Consider the following 21,524-nt stretch of genomic DNA (forward strand, 5'->3'; position numbering starts at 1 on the left):
GGTTTAATTAAGGAATATATTAATTATGGATTTGGATTGTTTTTTAGCATTTGAGGGACATCTAAGCTGTTGGACTTAGCATTGAATATTTTCTTGAACAACTTTAACATGTGAACACCTCCTTACTTTAATTAAATACTGAAAGAGGGATTTAAATAGGAATTGGTACTGGACCGGTTCCTCCACCGCCTCCGCCGCCGCCACCTGAACCTCCTCCTGATCCACCTTTAAGCATTTGTGGTGGTTCTATGTTGTTGTTTTTATTATTGAGTAATTTCTTGAGAAAACTTAACATGGCAGCACCTCCTTTATTCATTTCATTGTTTTACAATAATATTAAGTCTCTTTAGGTTCAGGATCTTTGCCTTTAAGCATCTGAGGTACTTCTAAGCTGTCGTGTTTAACATTTAATATTTTCTTGAACAAATTGAACATGTGACCTGCCTCCTTCCTCTGACGATGTGCATTGATTTATATTCTATGAGTTAACAAGTTTTCAACCATGCTTATAAAATCTGAAATGGTAAACTGTTCATTTATCGTTAAATCATCTTCGGGAAATTGAAAATCAAACTCATCTTCGATCTTTGTAACAATTGATATATAGCTAAGAGAGTCAATTCTTAAATCATCAAGTAAGCTCATAGAATCATTGATTTCAGTGACAGGCGAATGACTAGCAATAATTGCATATATTTTTTCTGTTATTCCTTCTCTAGTGCTCATGTTAAATTATCCTGTTTAATACGTACTTGTTTACCTGTTGCATTTAGCTCGACTTGCTCTTCAAATAAAATCTGCTTTGGAATTTTAAAACTACTTAACCTTTCCTTACAATAGAGGTATAACATTTTTTCCGTAACACTAGCCCCTGAAACAAGAACAACTTTTGCAATAGGCGCCTCTCCAAGCACCTCATGTTTGACGCCATATACAAATGCATTTTGTACATCTTGGTGAGATAACAGGCATTCTTCTATCTCTTCAGGGTATACATTTTGCCCTCCTACAATTAACATATTTTTAATTCTTCCTAAAACATATAAATACCCCTGCTCATCAAACATGCCAAGATCTCCAGTTCTAAACCAGTCGTTAACAAAAGTTACTGCGTTCATAGTGGGATTTTTATAGTACCCTTTAGTAACGCAGTCACCTTTAACGACAATTTGACCACGTGTCCCAATTGGGCATTCCTCTCCATTTTCATCTATAATGGCAATCTTTATATGAGGCATGGGTTTCCCCGCAGAACCAAGTGGAACCGCCCCGTCGCCGACATATCCAGTGATCATAGAACATGTCTCAGTCATGCCATAACATTGCATAATTCGGCAATTAGGTAGAGTATTAGCTAGCTCCTCTGTAAAGCTTTTAGTTACAGGCTCTCCTCCCATAACTAAACCTTTTAATGAAGCTAAGTCTTCAGCAGATGCGTTATTAAAAACAATTTTAGCTAGAGAAGCAGTAGCTCCTGAAAATACGACCTCATACTGCTTGATTAATTTTGCAATTTTAACAGGATTAATAGCTCCTTGATAAATAACAAGCTTTCCTTTGTGATATAGCACAACGAGTAATTGGGCAATTAGAGATGCTACGTAACGTAGTGGACCAATAATTAATTCACAGCTTCCTTCTTCTAACTCGAAGGACTCAGCTATTCCTTTCAATGCTGATAAAATATTACCATGAGTTAACTCTACATATTTTGGATTTGAGGATGTGCCTGTTGTGGGTAAAATCAAGGCAAGTGGATTATACTCTAATTCAGAGTCATAGTTGGATTCATAATTGTTATTAATATCCTTCTGTTCTTGAACTAGATGCTCTGTTAAAACAATTGTGTGCAATCCAGTAAGCTCTCTATTGTTGTCTGCTGATTCCATAATAATAGTATCCGCATTACAATTCTCAGCTATAGCGCTTATTTCAGCATCTGTAAGTTGTTCACCTAAGGGGATGACTGTTTTCCCAGCAAACCAGCTTGCAAAAAGCGAAATAACAAATGGAAAGTCATTAGGAAGCAACATAATGACGTTTTTACTACTATTCTTCAACTTATTCGCTACAATTGCAGAGAAGGTGAACAAGTCTTTATAACTTAATTGCTCATCCTTACAATTCACTAATGCTATTGAATAGCTAGATTTCATATTTTCTATTATTTCTTTAAGGTTGTAATAAGACATAATGCTATATTCCCCCTTATATAAGTAGTCTATGAAATACAGAGCGCTCTAACTTTTTAATATCATATATTTTGTTTATCGCGGATAAATAATCGAGGTTCCGATTAGAAAATGAACATTTGGTAAATAACAGCTTTAAGCCCATATACATGCTTCCAATTTCTACAATTTTTTTTGCAATCTCTTTTTTTGTATCAGATATACTACTATTCATAATCGTTTCAAGAAAAAGCATGCGTGAAGCATATAACCCACTAACAACAATACATGCTGCCATTTCTAGCATATGAGTTGAAACATGAACGTCTTTTTCTCCATTCATAATAGATTCTATTTCCTTTACCAGCTTATCGAAATTGTTGTAGCCTTTTTCTTCATCATTAAAATAGCTTTTAAGAGATTCGTGGATATAACCACTGCGCTTTTCTTCAGTATGGGATTTCTTTATTTCTGGATCTAGTGTAAATATGACTGATTTACTTATGTAGTAATCGTCAATTTCAACCCATCCTTGGTAGGCTGACGGAGGAATTGTTGGAATATAAGAGTCACTAATCAAGTATTTATTGTGATTAAGATCAAATACATTAACATAATGATTGGAGTGTACTGTAAGTTGTGTCGTGAAGGTAGGTGTGTAAGTTAGACAGCTACTATCTATATGTAAGATAGTCATGTCTTTAGCAGAGGTTTTACGTTTTAATAGGTTATGTTGGTTTTCTGAGATGTGACTCGTTAGGGTGATTCCTAACTCTTTGCTTGCATTATCAAATAATTGCTTAATTGGACTAAAAATGCCTCCTATATCAATGTTATACTCTGTATCTAGCATGTTATTGCAGCAGATTAGATCAGATTCAAGGATCAATTTCCCAATTCTTAAAAAATGATTTCGGATACTTCCCGTTAAACAATGTATGGCTACGTGTGGTTCATGTCCTAATAAATCATTGATATTAAATCCCCCCAGTTACTCTCGAATAAATAAGAGAAAACTAAAAAACGACAGGAAAATGTATAATATTTTCTCATATGATATCTAATATCATTATTTACATAAACCACCTATTGTGCCTAAACATAGGAACAATAGGTCGTAAGTGTTTCTAACCTTATTTTCTAAAGGCTTAGTTTATAAATTAACTGTAAAATATCTTTCACACGTTCTTGCTGTTTTGCATCAAATGACTCAATGACATTCACTATTCTTGGGTCACACTTAGGGTAATGGGTATATCCGGTTAGTATATAATCGCAGCTTACGCCAAGAATTTGTGATATATTGTATAAAGTATCAATGGAAAATCCTTTTTTCCCAGTTTCAATTTCGTACAAAAATTTTGAGGATATCCCTACCATCTCTGCGAAAACTTCTCTCGTATAATTATTCGTCTCTCTTAAAAACTTAATTCTTGAGCCCACAACTGTATGTATCAATAGGTTCACCCTTTCTAATTTAATTCTAGAAAAGCATCTACAATTGATCTTATATCCAATATTTGTATTCCCTCACATTCATCCACCATGTCAACACAAGTACTTACTACGTAGTTTTGATCAATCATAAAACGTTGAAAATACCAATCCTTATTCTCAATCCTTTTTACTCTAGCCATTTCTTTGTCTTTTACAGTTGAAAAGCTATCCAGTGGGATAGATAATCCTTTGCCTACAGCCTTAACATAGCTTTCTTTAGCAGTCCAAATTTCATAAAAATGTAAGGACTGATGGTCTTCTTCGGATCGGCTTGTTATTGATGCATATTCTTCGTCAGCAAAAAACCTTTGGGCAATTCCATGGTCTACCCTCTGTATTCGTTCTATGTCTACCCCTACCTGTTCAGATGAACTAACTACTAGGACAACCCAGTCTCCAGCGTGAGAAATATTAAAGCCAATATGCACATCCAAATCAACTAAATGAGGTTTCCCATAGAAATCCCTTGAAAAGCTGAGATTATATGCAGGCTTATGTAAAATTTCAGATAATACAACTCTAGTTAAAATATCTCCAGTGACCCCTCGTAATGTATCTACTAAATGGTGAAACCTTCGCAATTTTGTAGTCCTTTCAGTAGGAAGCTTATTATATAATGCAACTAAATATGTAAGGGGAAATTCTGTTATTTTTACAGCATAAGTTTGCAGCATCTTTTTTTCTCCCAGCGAAAATGAATTATGAGATATATAATAATATAATTCACTCAATAAAAAAACCATATATAACCTTATTTACGATTTTATGATGATTTAATTAATGAATGTACATATAATCTTTATTTTCCACAAAAAATGTTTAATTTACTAATTTCCACAATATTCTTAATATGATAGTATTATCAATAGATTTTTCGGCCGATGAATCAATATACATTAAGAAGGGTTTGAAAATATGAAAAAAATAAAGTTGAAAACGCTTTCTATTATTATGTGTTCGATAATGTCCCTTTCTTTATTTGCAGCTAGTGTATACGCTGCTTCTGGGGCTATGATTCATGATGTAACTGCACAACAGCAAGAAGGCGACTATTTATGTTGGGCGGCCGTATCTAGTATGGCTGGAAAATATTTAGGGAAATCTAATGCAACCCAATATAACATTGTAAAAAACGTCAAAGGCGTATATATGGACACTACCGGAACGGTTTACGATGCACAACAAGGGTTATCAGGTTATGGGATAAGCTCTTCTGCTTCACTTTCAGTCCCCTCCTACAACACAATTGTAAGTAACATCGACAATTATTCTAATGTTTTAGCCTTTACGAGTCGGACTGGTTCTTCGATTGGCCATGCCTTTGTGATTAAAGGATATTATTATAACACCTCTAATAACACTCAAAATTTATATTATGTAGATCCAACAGATGCTTCAAGCAACATTTCGAACTATTCCACCTTCAAAAGCAATTCAACACAAAAATGGGTTAATACAGTAAGTAACATAAAACTAAATTAAATTTTAAAAACTTACACTAAAAATTGAATATTATTGGAGGGGTAGTTTTGAAAACTCGCACAATTATATTAACGATTTTATTTGCGATGTTAACTTTGGGCAATGCTGCATATGCAGATTCAGGTTTCGAGAAAGCGGATGCTGCGATTACGAATGCAATTCAGGAGGAATATAGTCAATTTTATGCCGAATCCCTTGAATCGCAAAAAAGTGAATTTCATGGCGATGGGAAAGTCAGTTTCCATGAAGCTACTCTTGGGGAAGGTATTGCATATTATAAGCTAAATGTCCAAGGCGATGGAGTTTCGCATGAATTGCTAGGTTATAAATTCCCACTCTATCTTGAGGGAGAGCAGGTTGCCGTAGTTGATGCCACATCAGAATCAGGTGTATGGAAAATTTTCAATATTAGTAACCATAACGATTTTGACAATACAATTAAGCAATTAGAATCTGATTATGCAAATCAAGGCAAGATCGAGCTCATTGACGATAAACGTTATGACCTAAATTACCTCTATACTGAAAGTGCAAATAATGAAGAGTATATTAATCTAACCAATGAAGAAAGTATAACATCTACAGAAATTATGAACATGGTTAATGACTCAACAGACGCTTCAAATGATGTACAACAAAAAACTCGTGATGGCGCAATTTTAGTTGGTGGCGGTTCTAACCTCTCTGCTTCTACTTCTAGCCATACCTCCTTATTACAACCTATTATTTTATTTGGTTTATCTCTTCTATTTGCAATTCCTGTTTTCTTAGTACTGATTAATAAAAGAAAAGCTTCTAGTAAGTTGAAATAAGCACCAAAAAAACAGGTCAGGACTAAAGTGCTCCTAACCTGTTTTCCTCTCTATTTCTAATCTAGTTTACATTTTAGCGATTTCACATCAATCCAACTTTTCTCCATTAGACTCAATCACTTGCTTATACCAATAAAAGCTTTTCTTAGGTGAGCGATCTAAAGTCCCCTTGCCTTCATTGTCCTTATCGACATAAATAAAGCCATAACGCTTCTTCATCTCGCCTGTGCCTGCACTTACAAGGTCAATACAGCCCCAAGGCGTATAGCCAATAAGCTCAACACCGTCTATAATAGCTTCTTTCATATCTTTGATATGCGCTCGTAAATAATCAATGCGATAATCATCCTGGATGGAACCATCTGGCTCAACAGTATCTACGGCACCTAGACCATTTTCAACGACCATTAATGGAATTTGATAACGGTTATAAATGTTATTTAGCGTCCATCTTAGACCCGTTGAGTCTAATGGCCACCCCCACTCACTTGCCTTTAAATATGGATTATTAATACCTAATGCAAAGTTGCCACTGATCATTTCCTGATTAGGATCAGCACTTACACAAGCAGAGTAATAGTAGCTAAATGTATAGAAATCTACACAACCTGACTTTAAAATTTCCTCATCCCCTGGCTCCATCACTATGTTAATATCGTTGTCATGGAAATAACGTATAGCAAAACCAGGATAAGCACCACGAACTTGTACATCAGAACATAAGAAATTGCTCATATTATCCTTTTGCTGAGCCAATAGTACATCCTGCGGAGCACATGTTAATGGATAGGAACACATATAGGCAATCATACAGCCAATCTTGAAATCTTTATTTATTTCATGCCCTAGCTTTACAGCCTTCGCACTTGCAATAAATTGGTGATGTAACGATTGGAACAACATTTGTTCCTCGATTCCCTCTATATCTGTAAAGGATGAGTTGCCATTTGGCATCATCGCACCTGCAACAAAAAATCCAAATTTCATCGATAAAATATTAATCTCATTAAAGGTCAACCAATATTTCACGACATCTTTATAGCGGTTAAAAATCACTTCACAATAACGCACATAAAAGTCGATTACTTTGCGATTAGACCATCCATTATATTTTTGAGCTAAAGCATACGGTGCCTCATAATGAGAAATTGTCACCAGCGGCTCTATATTATATTTTTTTAACTCTGCAAATACTTCATCATAAAATTTCAAGCCTTCTTCATTAGGTTCAGCGTCATCACCATTAGGGAAAATTCTTGACCATGCGATAGACATCCTAAATACTTTAAAGCCCATTTCCGCAAACAGCTTAATATCTTCCTTAAATCGGTGATAATAATCAATCGCTTCATGGCTTGGGTAATTCGCACCTTCTTCAAGCTCTAACGTAATGGTTCTTGGTATAGTATGGGTTCCGGCTGTAACCATGTCGGCTGTACTAAGTCCTTTATCACCTTCGCGGTATCCACCCTCCAATTGATTCGCGGCTGTTGCTCCACCCCATAAAAAACCTGCTGGAAATGCTTGATTTGGCTTTAATGTTTGCATTCTAAATTACCTCCTTAAGTATTTGAGAACATAAAACATAATAGACAATAAAAAAAGACGAAAGCCAACACATACCATTAGTATGTCTTGGGTTTCGCCTTTTCAGTAACAATCCCACTCATAGGTTAACATTTTTTAAAATGGTTTGACAACATCTTTCACGTTTCCACCATCCATCTGTCCCTCCGCTAAGTTTGCTTATTATGGAGTACAAATCTATGTTTGAGCCCACATTATATTGATTTATGATTATTAAAATATTGATTTAAAATTTTTAGAAAGACATTAGGGAAGGTTAAGCTCTCCATATCCGCTTGGGTAATCCAACGATATTCTAAAGATTCATCACCTAAATGATTTACATCATAAGTTTGTTGTTGCTCCGCAACCGCAACGAGTACCTGTTCTGCTTGCTCTATTTCAACATATTTAAACACATGCATTTCCCACAATATATGGCTAAAAATATGTTCTATATTCATAAAATGCTGTTGTAGCTTAGCAGGGAATCCCGCGGTCAATAGTTCAGCATCTAGTGGACTAGCCAGCGCATCTAACATTAGATGGCTAGAATTATTTTCAGAAAGCTTATTATTAGCTTTTATTTCTGCAGCTTTTTGATTAGAGTTTCTATTTTTCTGCTCTGTTAACACATGAGGTAGCTCCCACATCTTTGCAAGTAACCCTGTGTCTGGACGACGACGAACTAATACTTTATCAGCATGTTCACCCGTTCCTTCCACTAATGCAACATACCGTAGCTCAGGACGAGGTGGTTTGCTCTTACTCTTTATAGGTAATTGCATTTCCATCCCTTCAATACGTCCCGCACAATAAGCCATAACTGGGCAGGTTAGACAAGAAGGCGACTTCGGTGTACACACTAATGCCCCTAACTCCATTAAAGCCTGATTAAAATCAGAGGCTCTCCCATCAGGAATAAGTTCAACCACCAGCTTCTCCATGAGCTTGCGTGTACCTACCTTTACGATATCCTCTTCAATTAGAAAATATCTAGATAACACTCTCATCACGTTACCATCCACCGCAGGCTCTGGACGATTAAAGGCAATACTCATGATTGCCCCTGTCGTATAGGGGCCTACTCCTTTTAGGGCGGCAACAGCACTTGTATCATCAGGCACTTTACCACCATGAAGCTCTACTACCTGCTGTGCTGCTGTCTGTAAGTTACGAGCACGTGAATAATAGCCTAACCCTTCCCAACACTTGAGGACATCCTCTTCTGGTGCTGTAGCTAAAGCTTCAATCGTTGGAAAACGATCTATGAAGCGCTCAAAATAAGGGATAACTGTATCCACTCTTGTCTGTTGCAACATAATTTCAGATACCCAAATATAATAAGGATTACGTGATCTTCTCCATGGCAAATCTCGTTTACTTCGCTCATACCAAGTTAATAATTCAATACTAAAATATTGTCTACTATTTATTTGCTGGTGCATTATTCTCTCCCTCAAAATGATAGTTCAATTATGTTCAATAACAACAAATGCAGAGGCAAGATGACGTTCATGTGTAATGGATAAATGAAGCTGATATTGCTGCGAATCTAATTCAAGCCGTTGCCAAGCAGGCTTACATATTTCTATATAAGGCTTACCATATGAATCCGCAAAAATTTCAATGTCATGCAATCCAATTATTTTACCAATTCCGTAGCCAAATGCCTTCGTCACTGCTTCTTTAGCAGCAAAACGCCCACTCAAAAACTCCACTGGACGTTTATTCATCCCTGATAAGGCAAGCTCATTTGTTGTCAAAATACGCTGGGCTAGCTTTTCGCCAATCCCTCTGTCAAACATACGTTTTATCCGTTCTAATTCTACAACGTCATGTCCAATTCCATAAATCAAGCTAACCCCTTCTTTCTATGTCAGCCAAATGTGCACATATGCTTATATTGTAGCAGGTATATGGAATCAATAGCGAGTCTTCCATATTATACACAAAAATCAGCCCACAACTGGGGGTTATCCCCTGTTAGGAGCTGATTTTTAATTAATCCAAGTATATCATTGTCAAGCCTGTTCCAGCCTTAATCTAAAAATTAACGGCAGAAACGATCAAACGCATTTGTTAATGCTTCTGCAATATCATTTGCAGAGCGATCTTCAATCTGCTCACGTTCGATAAAATGTACCAGCTCACCATCTTTTAATAATGCAATAGATGGAGATGAAGGTGGATAAGGTGCAAAGTATTCACGCGCCTTTGCAGTCGCTTCCTTCTCTTGTCCCGCAAACACAGTAAACAAATGATCTGGTGTTATATCGTGCTCAAGTGCTTTTGCAACCCCTGGGCGACATTGTCCAGCAGCGCAACCACATACGGAGTTAACGACAACTAAGGTTGTTCCTTTAAGGGTAGGTAATTTTTCCTCTACATCCTCTGGTGTTAACAATTCTTGAATTCCAAGCGTAGTCAGTTCATCGCGCATCGGCTGAACCATATCACGCATATAATGATCAAATGACATTGACATTTTTAAGACACTCCTTTTTTAAAAAGCTAATGTGTAATTTCAACTCAAATTTTAAATAAATGAGAAGTAGCTACATTATACATGAGAATGTACAAATAGCAGTGATTGTACTAACACATCATATTCTATTTTATTATATCTGCCTAACAAAAGAAAGCAACTAGCATAATGAATGTTAGCTGCTTGGTTTGCTGTTATATTTACTTTTATGCTTGCTGTTGAAGTAGTTGTTCTGATGGAATTGGTAATAACACAACGAATGTAGTCCCAACACCAAGCTCTGATTTGACACTAATATTACCACCATGCTTTTCTAAAATACTTTGACATAAGGCAAGCCCCAGCCCTGTTCCCTTAGTTTTTGTCGTATAAAAAGGCTGAAATAATTTCACCTGCTCCTCTGGGGAAATTCCTGGTCCAGTATCACTCACATGAAGCTCTACACCATTTTCCACAACATGGGTCATAATAGTGAGCTGCCCCTTGTCATCCATCGCTTCCATTGCATTACGACATAAATTTAAAATAAGCTGTTTGATTTCTTTTGGATTAAGCATCAAAACGGGAACCTTATAATCTAAATCAACCTCAATCGATTGTCCCCGCAAATTCGCATCTGCCCACAACAAAGGCGTCAGCTCATGAATAATATCATGTAATCGTGACTCTTCCTTTTGCTCTGTTTTATTTTGTGCCAGGGCTAGAAAATCATTAATAATACTATTTGCACGATCTAACTCGTCTAAAACGATTCGATAATAATGATCTAAATTATCAGAGCTTTTCTCTCTCATTAATTGCAAAAAACCTCGAACCACTGCCATGGGATTACGTATTTCATGTGTAATACCTGCTGCCATTTGTCCAATGACCCCTAAACGTTCGACATGACTTAACTCTAGCTTAAGCGTTTCTAGCTCCGTCATATCTTGAATCATAATAATACTACCCATATTTTCATTTGAAGTACCTTTTGTGATTGGGGTTACACTAGTAAGATAGGTTTCTAAACCAATCTGAATAAACTGACTCATTTTCTCCGAACCACACGACCTCATAATTTGTGAAGGATCAAGTTTAGAGCGTCTTAAAAATTCGCTTATATTTAAGCCTATAATTTCGTCCATAGTAATATTTGGAAAATCTTTACGATAAAGCTTCAGAAATGTATCATTGATGGAAATTATTCGGTTATCATTATCTAGTAAAATGATACAAATGGGTGCTGCATCCATCATCTGCTGTAGCTTTAAAGCCTCTTTGCCAGATTCATACGACATCAAAGTAACTTGTAGTCTTAGCTTTTCTCTTTCTAAAGTAGACTCAATCATATATATGAACAGCCCTGCTACTAATGCTATAATCGGAACTTCAATAAAGATCACTAAAAAATACATAAGATGCAGTTGATCTGTAGCGTTCATATATTGCGCACCAACATAAAGTCCTTGTGCCAAAACAAAGAAAACTAATGTCCATACAAACTTAACAAGCGGATTTTCCTTTTTAAAACGTACTGAACATATCAATACAATAGGATAGATTAAAATTGCGGTTTCCAAAAGTAAGCCCGTTATACTAAACTGTTCCGTAAAAAAAGTATATAATACAATTTGAAACACAATTAAAACAAGCCCTTCCCAATACTTTGCGTACAAAATAGTAATTACAATTGGAAAAAGTGCAAAATTAATAATGACTCCGTCCCAAAGATCACTTTGGAATAAATAACAGAGAAATACACTTAACATGCAAACCATCATCATATTTGTACGAAATCGTTCCATACTGAAAAGGTGGTCATGAGTTTTCCATAGTCCAACAGGCGAACCGTACACTAAAGGAAATAAAAAAGCGGGTATACTAGTTATTAATAATTGCAATATAAATTCTTTTAATACAACCACGTTCTCCCTCCTTAGGGGAAGAATAAACATTTGCCAAAGATGCCGTAGACGTTGATTTATGTAAGTACGTATAAATTATGTGACATTTAGGCTCACTACGATTAAACCATAATCGACATTTTTTTACAATATCATAATCCTCTTCAAACTACTTTAAATGCATATAAATGTTAGGATTGTGCAAAGAAAGGAATTGTTTATGAATACCTATCAAGTTATCGTCATTGGCGGAGGTCCCTCAGGACTGATGGCTGCTATCGCGGCTGCTAAGCAAGGTGCCACTGTAGCCCTTTTAGATAAAGGAAATAAGCTAGGGCGCAAGCTAGGGATTTCCGGTGGAGGCCGCTGTAATGTGACTAACAACAAAGAAATTTCAGAGCTGATTACGTATATCCCAGGTGGAGGGCGTTTTTTACATAGCGCGCTTTCTCAATTTAATAATAAGGACATTATTTCATTTTTTGAAGGGCTTGGCATTGCTCTTAAGGAAGAGGATCATGGTCGAATGTTTCCCGTTTCCGATCGAGCTAAAACCGTAGTAGATGCGCTTGTTGGGTATGCCAAGACGCTTGGTGTTGAGCTACTTGTCCATCAGACCGTTTCTGAAATTTTATATCGCGAGCATGAAGTTAAAGGTGTACAGCTAACCTCTGGGGAGATGATTTTAGCTAATAGCATTGTGGTTGCAACAGGTGGAAAATCTGTACCACATACTGGCTCTACGGGCGATGGTTATCCTTGGGCACAAGCAGCAGGTCATACTATTACTGAGTTGTTTCCCACTGAGGTTCCCATTATTTCTAAAGAGACTTTTATCACCAATCGAGAACTACAAGGCTTATCGCTTCGTAATGTGAAGTTAGCTGTTCTTAATGCCAAAGGAAAACCTGTGGTCGCACACCAAGGCGATATGATCTTTACTCATTTTGGACTTTCTGGCCCAATCGCATTACGCTGTAGTGGTTTTATTCGTGGTGTGAAGCAAAAAAGCGGCTTACCTACGGTCACCATGGTACTAGACTTATTTCCAGATGTATCAATAGGTCAGTTAGAACAGCAATTACAGACCATGCTTAAGGCAGAACCAAAGAAAGCAATAAAAAATGTGCTAAAAGGAACCATTCCTGAAAGATTACTTCCTATACTATTGGAACGAAGCGAATTAAGTGGTGATACTACCTTTGAGCATTTGCGTAAGGATGCCTTTAGTAATTTTATTGCGCTGTTGAAAGGCTTTAAGCTTGAAGTGACAGGCACACGTTCGTTCGAAGAAGCATTTGTTACTGGTGGTGGTGTGAATTTAAAGGAAATCGTGCCTTCTACTATGGAATCGAAGCTAAAGGCTGGACTGTTCTTTTGTGGAGAAGTGCTTGATATTCATGGGTATACTGGCGGCTACAATATTACCGCGGCTTTTTCTACAGGACATACCGCTGGTTATCACGCTGCTTTACGGTGATAACAAACTCAAATAGAGGCTCAATCTTGAAATCAGTGCTTGACAGCTAACCCAAACTAGCGAAGAGACAGAGAGATTCTGAAGATTGTCCCTTAAAATCATATTCCATCCATAAATTTATTTCAATAAAAAGGAATATGATTTTAACAACAATCGTAAGAACTCTCTGGAACGTAGCTACCAGCTTCCAGTTGTTGTAAAGTACTGATTTATAAATGGAGCCCAATTTAAATAGGAAACATTTCCGCGTCCTTAACGTATATATTTGTATTATGTAAATGTTGGAGAGACAGGAGTTGAACCAATGATAGGTATTTTGTTACTAGCTAGTATCCTCATATTGTTCCTTTCAAGGAATACCAAGCTAAAGCGTTATGTCGCATTTACTGTTGGAGGCATCGCTCTTATAACCTTGGTTACCATTGGCTTAACGATGCAAACGGGAACAAAATCTAATCCGATTCAAGGTTCTGGTAAAGCCGTCGTTGAGAAGGTTGTTTTGACTGAATAACAGCAAAAATAATTTTATCAGAGTTTATATGAAAGCGAGCGAATTCTACGTTCGCTTTCTTTTTGCGTTAACTTCATCTTAGCCTAACCTCAAATAGGTTCGACTCACGATGAAAGTTAAGACTAGGCTCATTGGAACCGCAGCAAGTATCCCCCACCAGCCTATCATAGAGATCAAAAGCCCAGTAGCAATGCAATACATCGGCAATACAAGAAGACGTTGCAGTACCCCTCTACTACTAAAATAAGTGTAATTACGCATATTGTCCGTCATAGGGATAATTTCCATTAAACTCCGTCTAGTAAATGCACGACGATTTGCTTCTATAAAAGAGATAAATAAGAACAAAATAAATAGAGCGATCAGGATATTAATGGGAGAGGGTGACATTATAGTGGCGATAAATCCCAATGCACTCATTTGTAGGTAAGTTTTGAATCCTTCGCCCCGAATAAATGATTTAATCATAATTTCAGCCAAGCGATTTTCAGGACTTCTTAATTTAAAGAGCTTATTGCTTTTTTTGAACAAGGTAGGCTTTTTACGAATCTTTTTAGGCTTTCCGACGGCTTGTGCCACCAGAAATGCGGTTAGCTTCCCTTTTATCCGTTGATCCTCAGCAAGCTCGGCTTCAAAGCGATCCACTTTTTTTAATCTGTACCAGCACAGGATTTCTAACAGCAAAGCTAGTGATACGGCAAATACAATAAAATATTGTTTACTTATATAATTGAGCCATAACCAATAAACGCCAACTGTAGCTGGTGTTAATACAAAAAGAGTAACTTTACTACGCCACCCCTTTACACAAACTTGAATGAGATTAGCTAAAATCATATATATACTTTTAAGAAGATACATCACTAAAAATAATTGGATCATTGCGATTAAGTTCATGCCATAAACACGAACAAATATTGGAGAAAGGTAAAACAGTAGGATTCCAATAACTAGCCCCTGAATTACTAATGAATAAAGCAAACCATAACGCTTGAGTCCATTCATTACTTTAGTATGTTGCTTTATAAATAACACGTCTGCGGCTTCAAGTCTTAAAATCAAGCTACCTAATATAGTGACAAGCACAAAAATAAAGGTTGTGTACTGCAACGGCATATTTATCAACCAATTGGGGAGTGTTATTCGCCATAGCTGTACATGTACACTCGCTAAAATAAGTGCCATTGGAACAACAATGTACAACATAATAATCCAATCGATAACAACCGATATCACTTTATATTGTGTCTTGGCATCGTCTAGGAGTCTGCGGAGAAATAATTTGTTTAGACTCCATTTTTTCATTGAATTCACTTTTGTCCCTCCCTATCACGTCAACCGATCAAAGCAATCCATCAAACTCCCCTCAGGTAATCCAGCAGCATAACGGATTTGATCAAGCTCACCAGCTGCAACAACCTTTCCACTAGAAATTAAAATAAAGTCATCACAAATTTTTTCTGCCGTATCTAATACATGGGTAGACATCAGGACACCTGCTCCCCGCTTTTGCTCCTCTGCTAACATTTCTAGAAATTTTTTTGTAGCTCTAGGATCTAATCCAATAAAAGGCTCGTCCACAATGTATACATCAGGCTGGATTAAAAAACCTAACATTAACATCATCTTTTGGCGCATCCCTTTTGAGAAGCTATCTGGCAAATGATCTCGTACACCCTCCATCTCAAATTTATGTAATAAAGCATTGGCTTCCTGCTCAAAGACAGCTTCGTCTAGTCCATATAAAGAGCCGATCAAGCTCAAATGCTCCCATAAAGTTAACGTGTCATAATACACTGGTTGCTCAGGTAAATATGCATATTTGAAATTAGGGCTAGAATATGAAATATCGGCATCACAATAAGGTAATAAATCTAAAATAGCTTTTACCGTTGTACTTTTTCCTGCTCCGTTAGGGCCGATCAAGCCAGTAAGCTTGCCTTTTTTCAGCTGTAATTGAATATCCTCAAGATGGGGTGCCTGCTTTTCATAACCAGCCTCACGAATATTAACTTGTAACAAGATATCTTCTTCGGTTGCCCCTATTGCGTCAAATGTGTTCAATTTGTCCATTTTCATCACTCCGTTCTAAGTCCCGTCTTAAACTATTGTAGCACTTTAAATAGGCTCTTATCATTTAATTAGTGGTTATCAACCAACCCAAGCTAGCGAAGAGACAGAGCGATTCTGAAGAATGTCTCTTAAAATCAAATTCCAGCCATAAATTCACTTCAATAAAAAGGAATATGTTTTTAACAACAATCGTAAGAACGCTCTGGAGCGTAGCTACCAACTTCCAGTCGTTGTTAAGCACTAATTTTTATTGAGCCTAAAATTAGACACAATTTTAATATTAAAAGCCTTAAATTGTGATATTTTATATTTTCTCATGTGTTCCTTTATTTTAAGATGGAAGTATTGTAAGTGTTGAATTCTTCTAATATCAATGAATTCAACTTAAATATATTTTTCCGATCATTATAAATTTGGAATTAGGACGGGATGAGCATGTTAAAAACCGAGGAATGCGGAACAGATCTATCCTTACATCTGTACAGAGTGTTTGCAAAATCTTTTAAAAGTGTTAATGAACATGCAGTTACAGGTAGTAAAATTCAAGGCTTTAATCCTACCGCTTTTGCTGTAATGGAAGTGCTTTATTACAAAGGCTCTCAGCCAATCCAACAAATTGGAGCAAAGCTGCTGTTGCAAAGTGGTAACGTCACTTACGTTATTGATAAGCTTGAAGCAGGTGGACTTCTAAAACGTCAGCCTTGTCCACGTGATCGCCGTGTCATTTATGCAGAATTAACGGAAAAAGGTAAAGAGTTAATGGATACACTGTATCCTGAATTTGCTGAACGTATTGATTATGCATTAAGTGGGCTAAATGAAGAAGAAAAAGAAATGATGATCAATTTGCTGAAAAAAATGGGCCGAGAAGCAGAAAAATTAGCTCCACTCGCTCGCAAATAATACTACTCAACTACACATCTAAGATACAGCCTAGATAAGCCAATGTATTCAAGACAAAAGATTTGTGAAAAAAATCACTTATTTGTTTTATATTTAGCCTGATTGTGCACGTCATTCTTTTTAAGCTGGCGGCAATCAGGCTCTTACTTTATTTCTTTTTAGAAAAAAATCCAAGTGAAAATTTGAACAAAACAAAGGAAATAAACGCTAACGGCATTAACAACAGCAATACCTTACTATCAAACACCTCGATAGAGAAAAAGCCCCCAAACAATAAAATAGCTAACAAAAAGATAGATAAGCAACATATAAACAACGTTCTCCGTAAGGCAGTAAAGGGCATACACAACTTATACAACAACATAAAGCCCGTAAAGACCGTTAACAAAACGGATACTGAGGAGCTTTGAATTTGCGTAAGTGGAATAAAATGAGCTGTAATCACAACTAACACTACATTAGCGACAACGGTTAATCCACCTGGCAAGGCAGTAAGCACCATATTTTTCAAAAAGTCCCCCGCAACCCTAGTCCGATTTTTCTCAAACGCAAGCACCAGAGAAGGAATTCCGATCGTCACCAGATTCACCAGTGTTAACTGAATTGGCATAAACGGATAATGGAAAGGTAAAATGACAAATAAAAGCGCTAAAATACTAGAATAAATATTTTTAATTAAAAATAAAGAAGAGGATCGCTGCAAATTATTAATCGATTGTCTACCCTCTCCAACCACATGCGGTAATGCAGCAAAATTAGATTCCAACAGCACAAGCTGAGATACATTACGTGCTGCATCACTCCCTGACGCCATTGCGATACTGCAATCCGCTTCACGTAAAGCCATCACATCATTAACGCCATCACCTGTCATCGCAACCGTTCGACCTTGCTCCTTGAGCGCAATTACTAATTGTTTTTTCTGAATCGGGGATACGCGACCAAAAATGTTATATTTCAAGGCAATTTCATTAAGATTTGCTTCTGGTTCGATTTGAGACATATCAATGTATTGCTCACAGGCATTTACCCCTGCACGACGAGCTACTCCGGCAACAGTGGCAGGATGGTCACCCGAAATAATTTTCACATTCACATCTTGCTCAGCAAAAAACTTTAAAGCTGCTGGAGCTTCCGCACGAATTTTATCTCTTAGCAATATAAGTGCGATCGCTTGAGGCGCAACAGCAGGTGTATCGTCGATAAAGTCACCCTCAAATTGGGACAACACAAGCACACGATGATCATCAGAATGTTGTTGTAAATGTCCCTTAATCCGTGCGATTTCATGTGGTGGCAATATAAATTCTGCTGCACCTAGCATGTAGCTATGACCATCTACAAAGCTAACCCCAGACCACTTTTTATCAGAGGAAAACGGAATTACGGTATTTACCTCTACCCCATCACCTTGGGGATATTTAGCCCGTACTGCATCAATTGTAGGGTTGTGATCCTGTAAAGCTTGTCCCATCCTTCCAAGCACCACCGGAAATGGGACTTGTGGATGATCAATCAGTGGAACAATATCAACTAACTCCATGATCCCTTCAGTAATTGTCCCAGTTTTATCTAGACATAACGTATCCACCCTAGCCAGATTTTCAATACAATATAATTCTTGGACTAACACCTTTTGCTTGGATAAACGCAATACACTAGCTGCCAGCACAGAACTAGTTAATAGCACTAGCCCCTCAGGAATCATCCCAATTAAAGCTGCAACCGTATTGACCGTCGCTCTTTGAAGCGTATTCCCCTCAATTGAGAGTTGATTATTAAATAATAAAAGTCCTAAGGGTACTATTAAGATCGAAGCAATTTTAATAACCTTTTTAATCGCAATCATCATTTGTGAAGGAACAGCCTTCATGTATTTCACAGCATTAGAGATGGTAGCCGCATAATTGTCTTTACCTACATGCTCAACCTTGGCACGTCCCATCCCACTTACAATAAAGCTACCGGACAACAGCAGATCCCCTGGTTGCTTCGATACGAGATCGGATTCTCCTGTTAATAAAGATTCATTTACTTCACATTTGCCATCTAACAAAATACAATCGGCAATAATTTGATTGCCGTTTTCAAGCATTAGCACATCATCAAGCACAACCTGATCAAGTGCAATCTCTTGCATCTGACCATTCCGAATAACCTTCGCTTTGGTTGATGAAATAATAGATAGGGCATCCATGTTCTTTTTGGCACGAATTCCTTGAATGATCCCAATTAACGTATTAATAATGACAATAAACAGAAATAGCATATTTTTATAAGCCCCAACCAAAAATATCGCTGTGGCTAACAAAACATTAATGAGGTTAAATAATGTACAAACGTAGCTAACAACAATTTGCCCAATACTTTTTGTTTTGACCTGACTATCCTGATTAAACAGCCCTGCTTCAAGGCGGAGGTTGACCTGTTGTTCACTAAGGCCCTCATAGGCTGTAGGCTCATAACGAGCGATGCCTTCATTCATTTTTTTCTCTCCTAGTCTATTTAGCAACATGTAGAAATTTGATTAATACAACTTATTTTAATACAACGAAAAGCTAAAGTTAAAGGTTACAACAATATGTATGTGTAATGCATTTTTAAAATGTAATAAAGCGACCTGCTTATCCACTTGGGAGAAACAGATCGCTAAGGTTAAGACGGATTAAGCATCACGGATTCGTAATCTTTTGAAGCGATTGGGCACATTCATGAATATGACGAACATAATCATGACTTAATTCTTGAATCTCGTTGGTGTGCTCATCAATTGCTCTGCCAGCCTGTTCCACATCCACCAAATCAACCTTCACTTCACGTGAATCTACATAACAGCATTTAAAGTCAAACGAATACATGTCATGTCCTTCCACGTCAATATGCAAGCGAATACTGTTTTGATCCTTATTATCTGCTGTAACCTGTGAGGAATCCCCCGGATTCAGAAAAGCAGGAAGCTCCTGCTGCCAAGATTGTACTAATGTCTGTTGATCCACATTTAATTGCTCATTCATTTGAAAATGCCTCCTTGTCCTCTCAAGCAACATAATAATAAATCCTTATAAATTAAGATGACACGAAGGCATGTATTTTATTCTAATGGAGCCATTGTTTATTTGGCTGAAGGCGTATCAACCTTATTTTTCTCAGAATCTAAAAGAGTACGACTAAGTCCTAATGATGAAAACACACCTACAACACCAATCACCGCCATGACAATAAACAAAGCATGCAAGCTACCTTGTAGCACTTGGACAAGATCATGCAATAAGCCTGAAGGTAACAAATGTAATTTTTCAGGTGATAACAGGTTATCAATATCCCCTTGTGTTACTTTACCATATAGATCTGTTCCCTGTGCAATTTGGCTAGAAATACTCAAATTAATGAGCACGCCAAAAATTGTTACCCCAATCGTCTGACCGATGGATTTTGTAAAGGAATTAAGTGCAGTCGATGCCCCTCTTAAGCTACGATCTACAGAAGATTGCGAAATAATCGTAAATACAGATATTGAAAATCCAAACCCAGCTCCGTATAAAGCATTATATAACATCATTAAATAGATCGGTGTATTTGAGGTAAGTGTTGTCATACCAAGCGCCGCAATTGCGATAATTAACATCCCAATAAATGATGTATAACGTGGTCCCTTTGTTATAATCATCCGACTACCAAGCACAGAACCGAGCATCCAGCTAATAGACAATGGGGCTAACAAAAAACCAGACATGGTTGCATTTTTGCCAAGCACCCCTTGAATCCATAAAGGTAAATAGGAGGTTACACCAATTAACAATGCGCTTGCGAGTAAGCTTGCTAAATTGGAAAAGGCAATATTTCTGATTTTAAATAGCTTTAGAGGCACAAGTGGTTCAGCCACTCGATTTTCAATAATAAAAAATAACACTAAGAACACCACAGCGATACCAAATAAACTATATATCATCCAGGAGTCCCAAGGAATTTGATTCCCCCCTGTAGCTAAAGCAAACAATAACGTAGTAACCCCAACCGTAAACGTGACTGCCCCGCCGATATCGATCTTCGCTTTCTTTTTTTCTATCTCTTCATGTAAATGCTTAATGATAAAATATAAAGCAACCAATCCAAAAGGAACATTAAAAATAAAAATATATCGCCAGTTAAGCGAATCCACCATATACCCGCCAAGCAAAGGCCCAACTAATGAAGAAATCCCCCATACTGAGCTAATTAAGCCTTGTACCTTCGCTCGTTCTTCAATACTATAAATATCGCCAATAATTGTAAATGTAACGGGAATTAACGCACCTGCACCAATCCCTTGAATTGCACGATAAATAATTAGTTGCTCCATCGTTGTCGCTAATCCACAAAGGGAGGAGCCAATCAGAAATAAAATCGAACCTACAATAAATACAGGCTTACGACCGTATAAATCACTGATTTTTCCAAAAAGTGGCGTCGTTACTGCCATCGCTAGTAAATAGGCCGTAAACACCCAGCTTAATAGCTTGTACCCTCCTAAATCACCAACAATCCGTGGACCCGCAGGCCCAATGACAGTTCCTTCAATTGCAGCTAAAAATGTAGCCAACAGCAGCCCTGTTAATATGTAATTTCGTTTCATCACCATGTGAAATCAAGCCTTCTTCCTCATCCCATTTGAGATC

21 protein-coding genes are annotated in these 21,524 nt (G+C 37.1%); 5 read left to right on the forward strand and 16 right to left on the reverse strand.

Annotation, left to right across the window (positions count from 1 at the left end; all coding sequences use genetic code 11):
* Positions 1 to 151: 151 nt before the first annotated feature.
* The 6 genes from J2Z32_RS14030 to J2Z32_RS14055 all read right to left on the reverse strand — a co-directional run bounded on the left by J2Z32_RS14030 (position 152) and on the right by J2Z32_RS14055 (position 4,342).
* Entirely contained in the window at positions 152 to 295 is a 144-nt protein-coding gene (locus tag J2Z32_RS14030) for a hypothetical protein (RefSeq protein ID WP_210089806.1), read from the reverse strand.
* 176 nt (positions 296 to 471) lie between these two features.
* Entirely contained in the window at positions 472 to 726 is a 255-nt protein-coding gene (locus J2Z32_RS14035) for an acyl carrier protein (protein ID WP_210089807.1), read from the reverse strand.
* Positions 723 to 2,192 carry a class I adenylate-forming enzyme family protein gene (locus tag J2Z32_RS14040; protein ID WP_210089808.1) on the reverse strand — a complete coding sequence of 490 codons (1,470 nt, stop codon included), beginning with the start codon at positions 2,190 to 2,192 and terminating at the stop codon, positions 723 to 725. Before J2Z32_RS14040 ends, J2Z32_RS14035 begins: the two co-directional genes overlap by 4 nt.
* 16 nt (positions 2,193 to 2,208) lie before the next feature.
* On the reverse strand, positions 2,209 to 3,024 hold the full coding sequence (locus tag J2Z32_RS14045; protein WP_210089809.1) for a hypothetical protein: 816 nt from the start codon (positions 3,022 to 3,024) through the stop codon (positions 2,209 to 2,211).
* A 287-nt stretch (positions 3,025 to 3,311) separates the two neighbouring features.
* Complete coding sequence (locus J2Z32_RS14050; RefSeq protein WP_210089810.1) at positions 3,312 to 3,629, reverse strand: helix-turn-helix domain-containing protein; 318 nt, start codon at positions 3,627 to 3,629, stop codon at positions 3,312 to 3,314.
* A gap of 14 nt (positions 3,630 to 3,643) precedes the next feature.
* Complete coding sequence (locus J2Z32_RS14055; protein ID WP_210089811.1) at positions 3,644 to 4,342, reverse strand: 4'-phosphopantetheinyl transferase family protein; 699 nt, start codon at positions 4,340 to 4,342, stop codon at positions 3,644 to 3,646.
* Between the two features lie 241 nt (positions 4,343 to 4,583).
* On the opposite strand from J2Z32_RS14055, the gene J2Z32_RS14060 reads away from it, so the two are divergent.
* Both J2Z32_RS14060 and J2Z32_RS14065 read left to right on the forward strand, forming a co-directional pair.
* Complete coding sequence (locus J2Z32_RS14060; RefSeq protein ID WP_210089812.1) at positions 4,584 to 5,150, forward strand: papain-like cysteine protease family protein; 567 nt, start codon at positions 4,584 to 4,586, stop codon at positions 5,148 to 5,150.
* Positions 5,151 to 5,197: 47 nt separating this feature from the next.
* A complete protein-coding gene (locus tag J2Z32_RS14065; RefSeq protein WP_210089813.1) occupies positions 5,198 to 5,962 on the forward strand; it encodes a hypothetical protein in 765 nt (254 codons plus the stop codon).
* A gap of 87 nt (positions 5,963 to 6,049) precedes the next feature.
* Here J2Z32_RS14065 and J2Z32_RS14070 read toward each other — a convergent pair whose 3' ends face one another.
* From J2Z32_RS14070 to J2Z32_RS14090, 5 genes are all read right to left on the reverse strand, one after another.
* Positions 6,050 to 7,510, reverse strand: coding sequence for a glycoside hydrolase family 1 protein (locus J2Z32_RS14070; RefSeq protein ID WP_210089814.1), 1,461 nt, complete (start codon positions 7,508 to 7,510; stop codon positions 6,050 to 6,052).
* A 233-nt stretch (positions 7,511 to 7,743) separates the two neighbouring features.
* Positions 7,744 to 8,976 carry an A/G-specific adenine glycosylase gene (gene mutY, locus J2Z32_RS14075; RefSeq protein WP_210089815.1) on the reverse strand — a complete coding sequence of 411 codons (1,233 nt, stop codon included), beginning with the start codon at positions 8,974 to 8,976 and terminating at the stop codon, positions 7,744 to 7,746.
* Positions 8,977 to 9,000: 24 nt separating this feature from the next.
* A complete protein-coding gene (gene acpS / locus J2Z32_RS14080; RefSeq protein ID WP_210089816.1) occupies positions 9,001 to 9,387 on the reverse strand; it encodes a holo-ACP synthase in 387 nt (128 codons plus the stop codon).
* Between the two features lie 194 nt (positions 9,388 to 9,581).
* Positions 9,582 to 10,016, reverse strand: a complete 435-nt coding sequence (locus tag J2Z32_RS14085) for a BrxA/BrxB family bacilliredoxin (RefSeq protein WP_210089817.1) — start codon at positions 10,014 to 10,016, stop codon at positions 9,582 to 9,584.
* 206 nt (positions 10,017 to 10,222) lie between these two features.
* Positions 10,223 to 11,923, reverse strand: coding sequence for a two-component system sensor histidine kinase NtrB (locus J2Z32_RS14090; protein ID WP_210089818.1), 1,701 nt, complete (start codon positions 11,921 to 11,923; stop codon positions 10,223 to 10,225).
* A 199-nt stretch (positions 11,924 to 12,122) separates the two neighbouring features.
* Between J2Z32_RS14090 and J2Z32_RS14095 the strand changes: the two genes are divergently transcribed.
* Positions 12,123 to 13,382, forward strand: coding sequence for a BaiN/RdsA family NAD(P)/FAD-dependent oxidoreductase (locus J2Z32_RS14095; RefSeq protein ID WP_210089819.1), 1,260 nt, complete (start codon positions 12,123 to 12,125; stop codon positions 13,380 to 13,382).
* A 304-nt stretch (positions 13,383 to 13,686) separates the two neighbouring features.
* Positions 13,687 to 13,893, forward strand: a complete 207-nt coding sequence (locus J2Z32_RS14100; RefSeq protein WP_210089820.1) for a hypothetical protein — start codon at positions 13,687 to 13,689, stop codon at positions 13,891 to 13,893.
* 78 nt (positions 13,894 to 13,971) lie between these two features.
* Here the strand turns inward: J2Z32_RS14100 and J2Z32_RS14105 are convergent, their stop codons facing one another.
* Both J2Z32_RS14105 and J2Z32_RS14110 read right to left on the reverse strand, forming a co-directional pair.
* Positions 13,972 to 15,198, reverse strand: coding sequence for an ABC transporter permease (locus J2Z32_RS14105; RefSeq protein ID WP_245251475.1), 1,227 nt, complete (start codon positions 15,196 to 15,198; stop codon positions 13,972 to 13,974).
* 24 nt (positions 15,199 to 15,222) lie between these two features.
* Positions 15,223 to 15,966, reverse strand: coding sequence for an ABC transporter ATP-binding protein (locus tag J2Z32_RS14110; RefSeq protein WP_210089822.1), 744 nt, complete (start codon positions 15,964 to 15,966; stop codon positions 15,223 to 15,225).
* 435 nt (positions 15,967 to 16,401) lie between these two features.
* Here J2Z32_RS14110 and J2Z32_RS14115 point away from each other — a divergent pair, with 435 nt between their 5' ends.
* Complete coding sequence (locus J2Z32_RS14115) at positions 16,402 to 16,869, forward strand: MarR family winged helix-turn-helix transcriptional regulator (protein ID WP_210089823.1); 468 nt, start codon at positions 16,402 to 16,404, stop codon at positions 16,867 to 16,869.
* Positions 16,870 to 17,017: 148 nt separating this feature from the next.
* Here the strand turns inward: J2Z32_RS14115 and J2Z32_RS14120 are convergent, their stop codons facing one another.
* The 3 genes from J2Z32_RS14120 to J2Z32_RS14130 all read right to left on the reverse strand — a co-directional run bounded on the left by J2Z32_RS14120 (position 17,018) and on the right by J2Z32_RS14130 (position 21,481).
* Positions 17,018 to 19,354 carry an HAD-IC family P-type ATPase gene (locus J2Z32_RS14120; protein ID WP_210089824.1) on the reverse strand — a complete coding sequence of 779 codons (2,337 nt, stop codon included), beginning with the start codon at positions 19,352 to 19,354 and terminating at the stop codon, positions 17,018 to 17,020.
* Between the two features lie 187 nt (positions 19,355 to 19,541).
* Entirely contained in the window at positions 19,542 to 19,883 is a 342-nt protein-coding gene (locus tag J2Z32_RS14125) for a hypothetical protein (RefSeq protein ID WP_210089825.1), read from the reverse strand.
* Between the two features lie 98 nt (positions 19,884 to 19,981).
* On the reverse strand, positions 19,982 to 21,481 hold the full coding sequence (locus J2Z32_RS14130; protein ID WP_425343006.1) for an MDR family MFS transporter: 1,500 nt from the start codon (positions 21,479 to 21,481) through the stop codon (positions 19,982 to 19,984).
* Between the last annotated feature and the right edge of the window lie 43 nt (positions 21,482 to 21,524).

Origin of the sequence: Paenibacillus turicensis, assembly GCF_017873435.1 — a bacterium.
In the GTDB taxonomy this organism is placed as follows: domain Bacteria; phylum Bacillota; class Bacilli; order Paenibacillales; family Paenibacillaceae; genus Fontibacillus; species Fontibacillus turicensis.

Bases quoted from the DNA above. Each gene is read 5' to 3' on its own strand.
- J2Z32_RS14130 (WP_425343006.1), bottom strand. From the start codon at position 21,481: ATGAAACGAAATTACATATTAACAGGGCTGCTGTTGGCTACATTTTTA.
- J2Z32_RS14105 (WP_245251475.1), bottom strand. From the start codon at position 15,198: ATGAAAAAATGGAGTCTAAACAAATTATTTCTCCGCAGACTCCTAGAC.
- J2Z32_RS14070 (WP_210089814.1), bottom strand. From the start codon at position 7,510: ATGCAAACATTAAAGCCAAATCAAGCATTTCCAGCAGGTTTTTTATGG.
- J2Z32_RS14095 (WP_210089819.1), top strand. From the start codon at position 12,123: ATGAATACCTATCAAGTTATCGTCATTGGCGGAGGTCCCTCAGGACTG.
- J2Z32_RS14055 (WP_210089811.1), bottom strand. From the start codon at position 4,342: ATGCTGCAAACTTATGCTGTAAAAATAACAGAATTTCCCCTTACATAT.
- J2Z32_RS14035 (WP_210089807.1), bottom strand. From the start codon at position 726: ATGAGCACTAGAGAAGGAATAACAGAAAAAATATATGCAATTATTGCT.
- J2Z32_RS14040 (WP_210089808.1), bottom strand. From the start codon at position 2,192: ATGTCTTATTACAACCTTAAAGAAATAATAGAAAATATGAAATCTAGC.
- J2Z32_RS14120 (WP_210089824.1), bottom strand. From the start codon at position 19,354: ATGAATGAAGGCATCGCTCGTTATGAGCCTACAGCCTATGAGGGCCTT.
- J2Z32_RS14115 (WP_210089823.1), top strand. From the start codon at position 16,402: ATGTTAAAAACCGAGGAATGCGGAACAGATCTATCCTTACATCTGTAC.
- J2Z32_RS14030 (WP_210089806.1), bottom strand. From the start codon at position 295: ATGTTAAGTTTTCTCAAGAAATTACTCAATAATAAAAACAACAACATA.
- J2Z32_RS14125 (WP_210089825.1), bottom strand. From the start codon at position 19,883: ATGAATGAGCAATTAAATGTGGATCAACAGACATTAGTACAATCTTGG.
- J2Z32_RS14100 (WP_210089820.1), top strand. From the start codon at position 13,687: ATGATAGGTATTTTGTTACTAGCTAGTATCCTCATATTGTTCCTTTCA.
- J2Z32_RS14110 (WP_210089822.1), bottom strand. From the start codon at position 15,966: ATGGACAAATTGAACACATTTGACGCAATAGGGGCAACCGAAGAAGAT.
- J2Z32_RS14045 (WP_210089809.1), bottom strand. From the start codon at position 3,024: ATGCTAGATACAGAGTATAACATTGATATAGGAGGCATTTTTAGTCCA.
- mutY (WP_210089815.1), bottom strand. From the start codon at position 8,976: ATGCACCAGCAAATAAATAGTAGACAATATTTTAGTATTGAATTATTA.
- J2Z32_RS14085 (WP_210089817.1), bottom strand. From the start codon at position 10,016: ATGTCAATGTCATTTGATCATTATATGCGTGATATGGTTCAGCCGATG.
- J2Z32_RS14060 (WP_210089812.1), top strand. From the start codon at position 4,584: ATGAAAAAAATAAAGTTGAAAACGCTTTCTATTATTATGTGTTCGATA.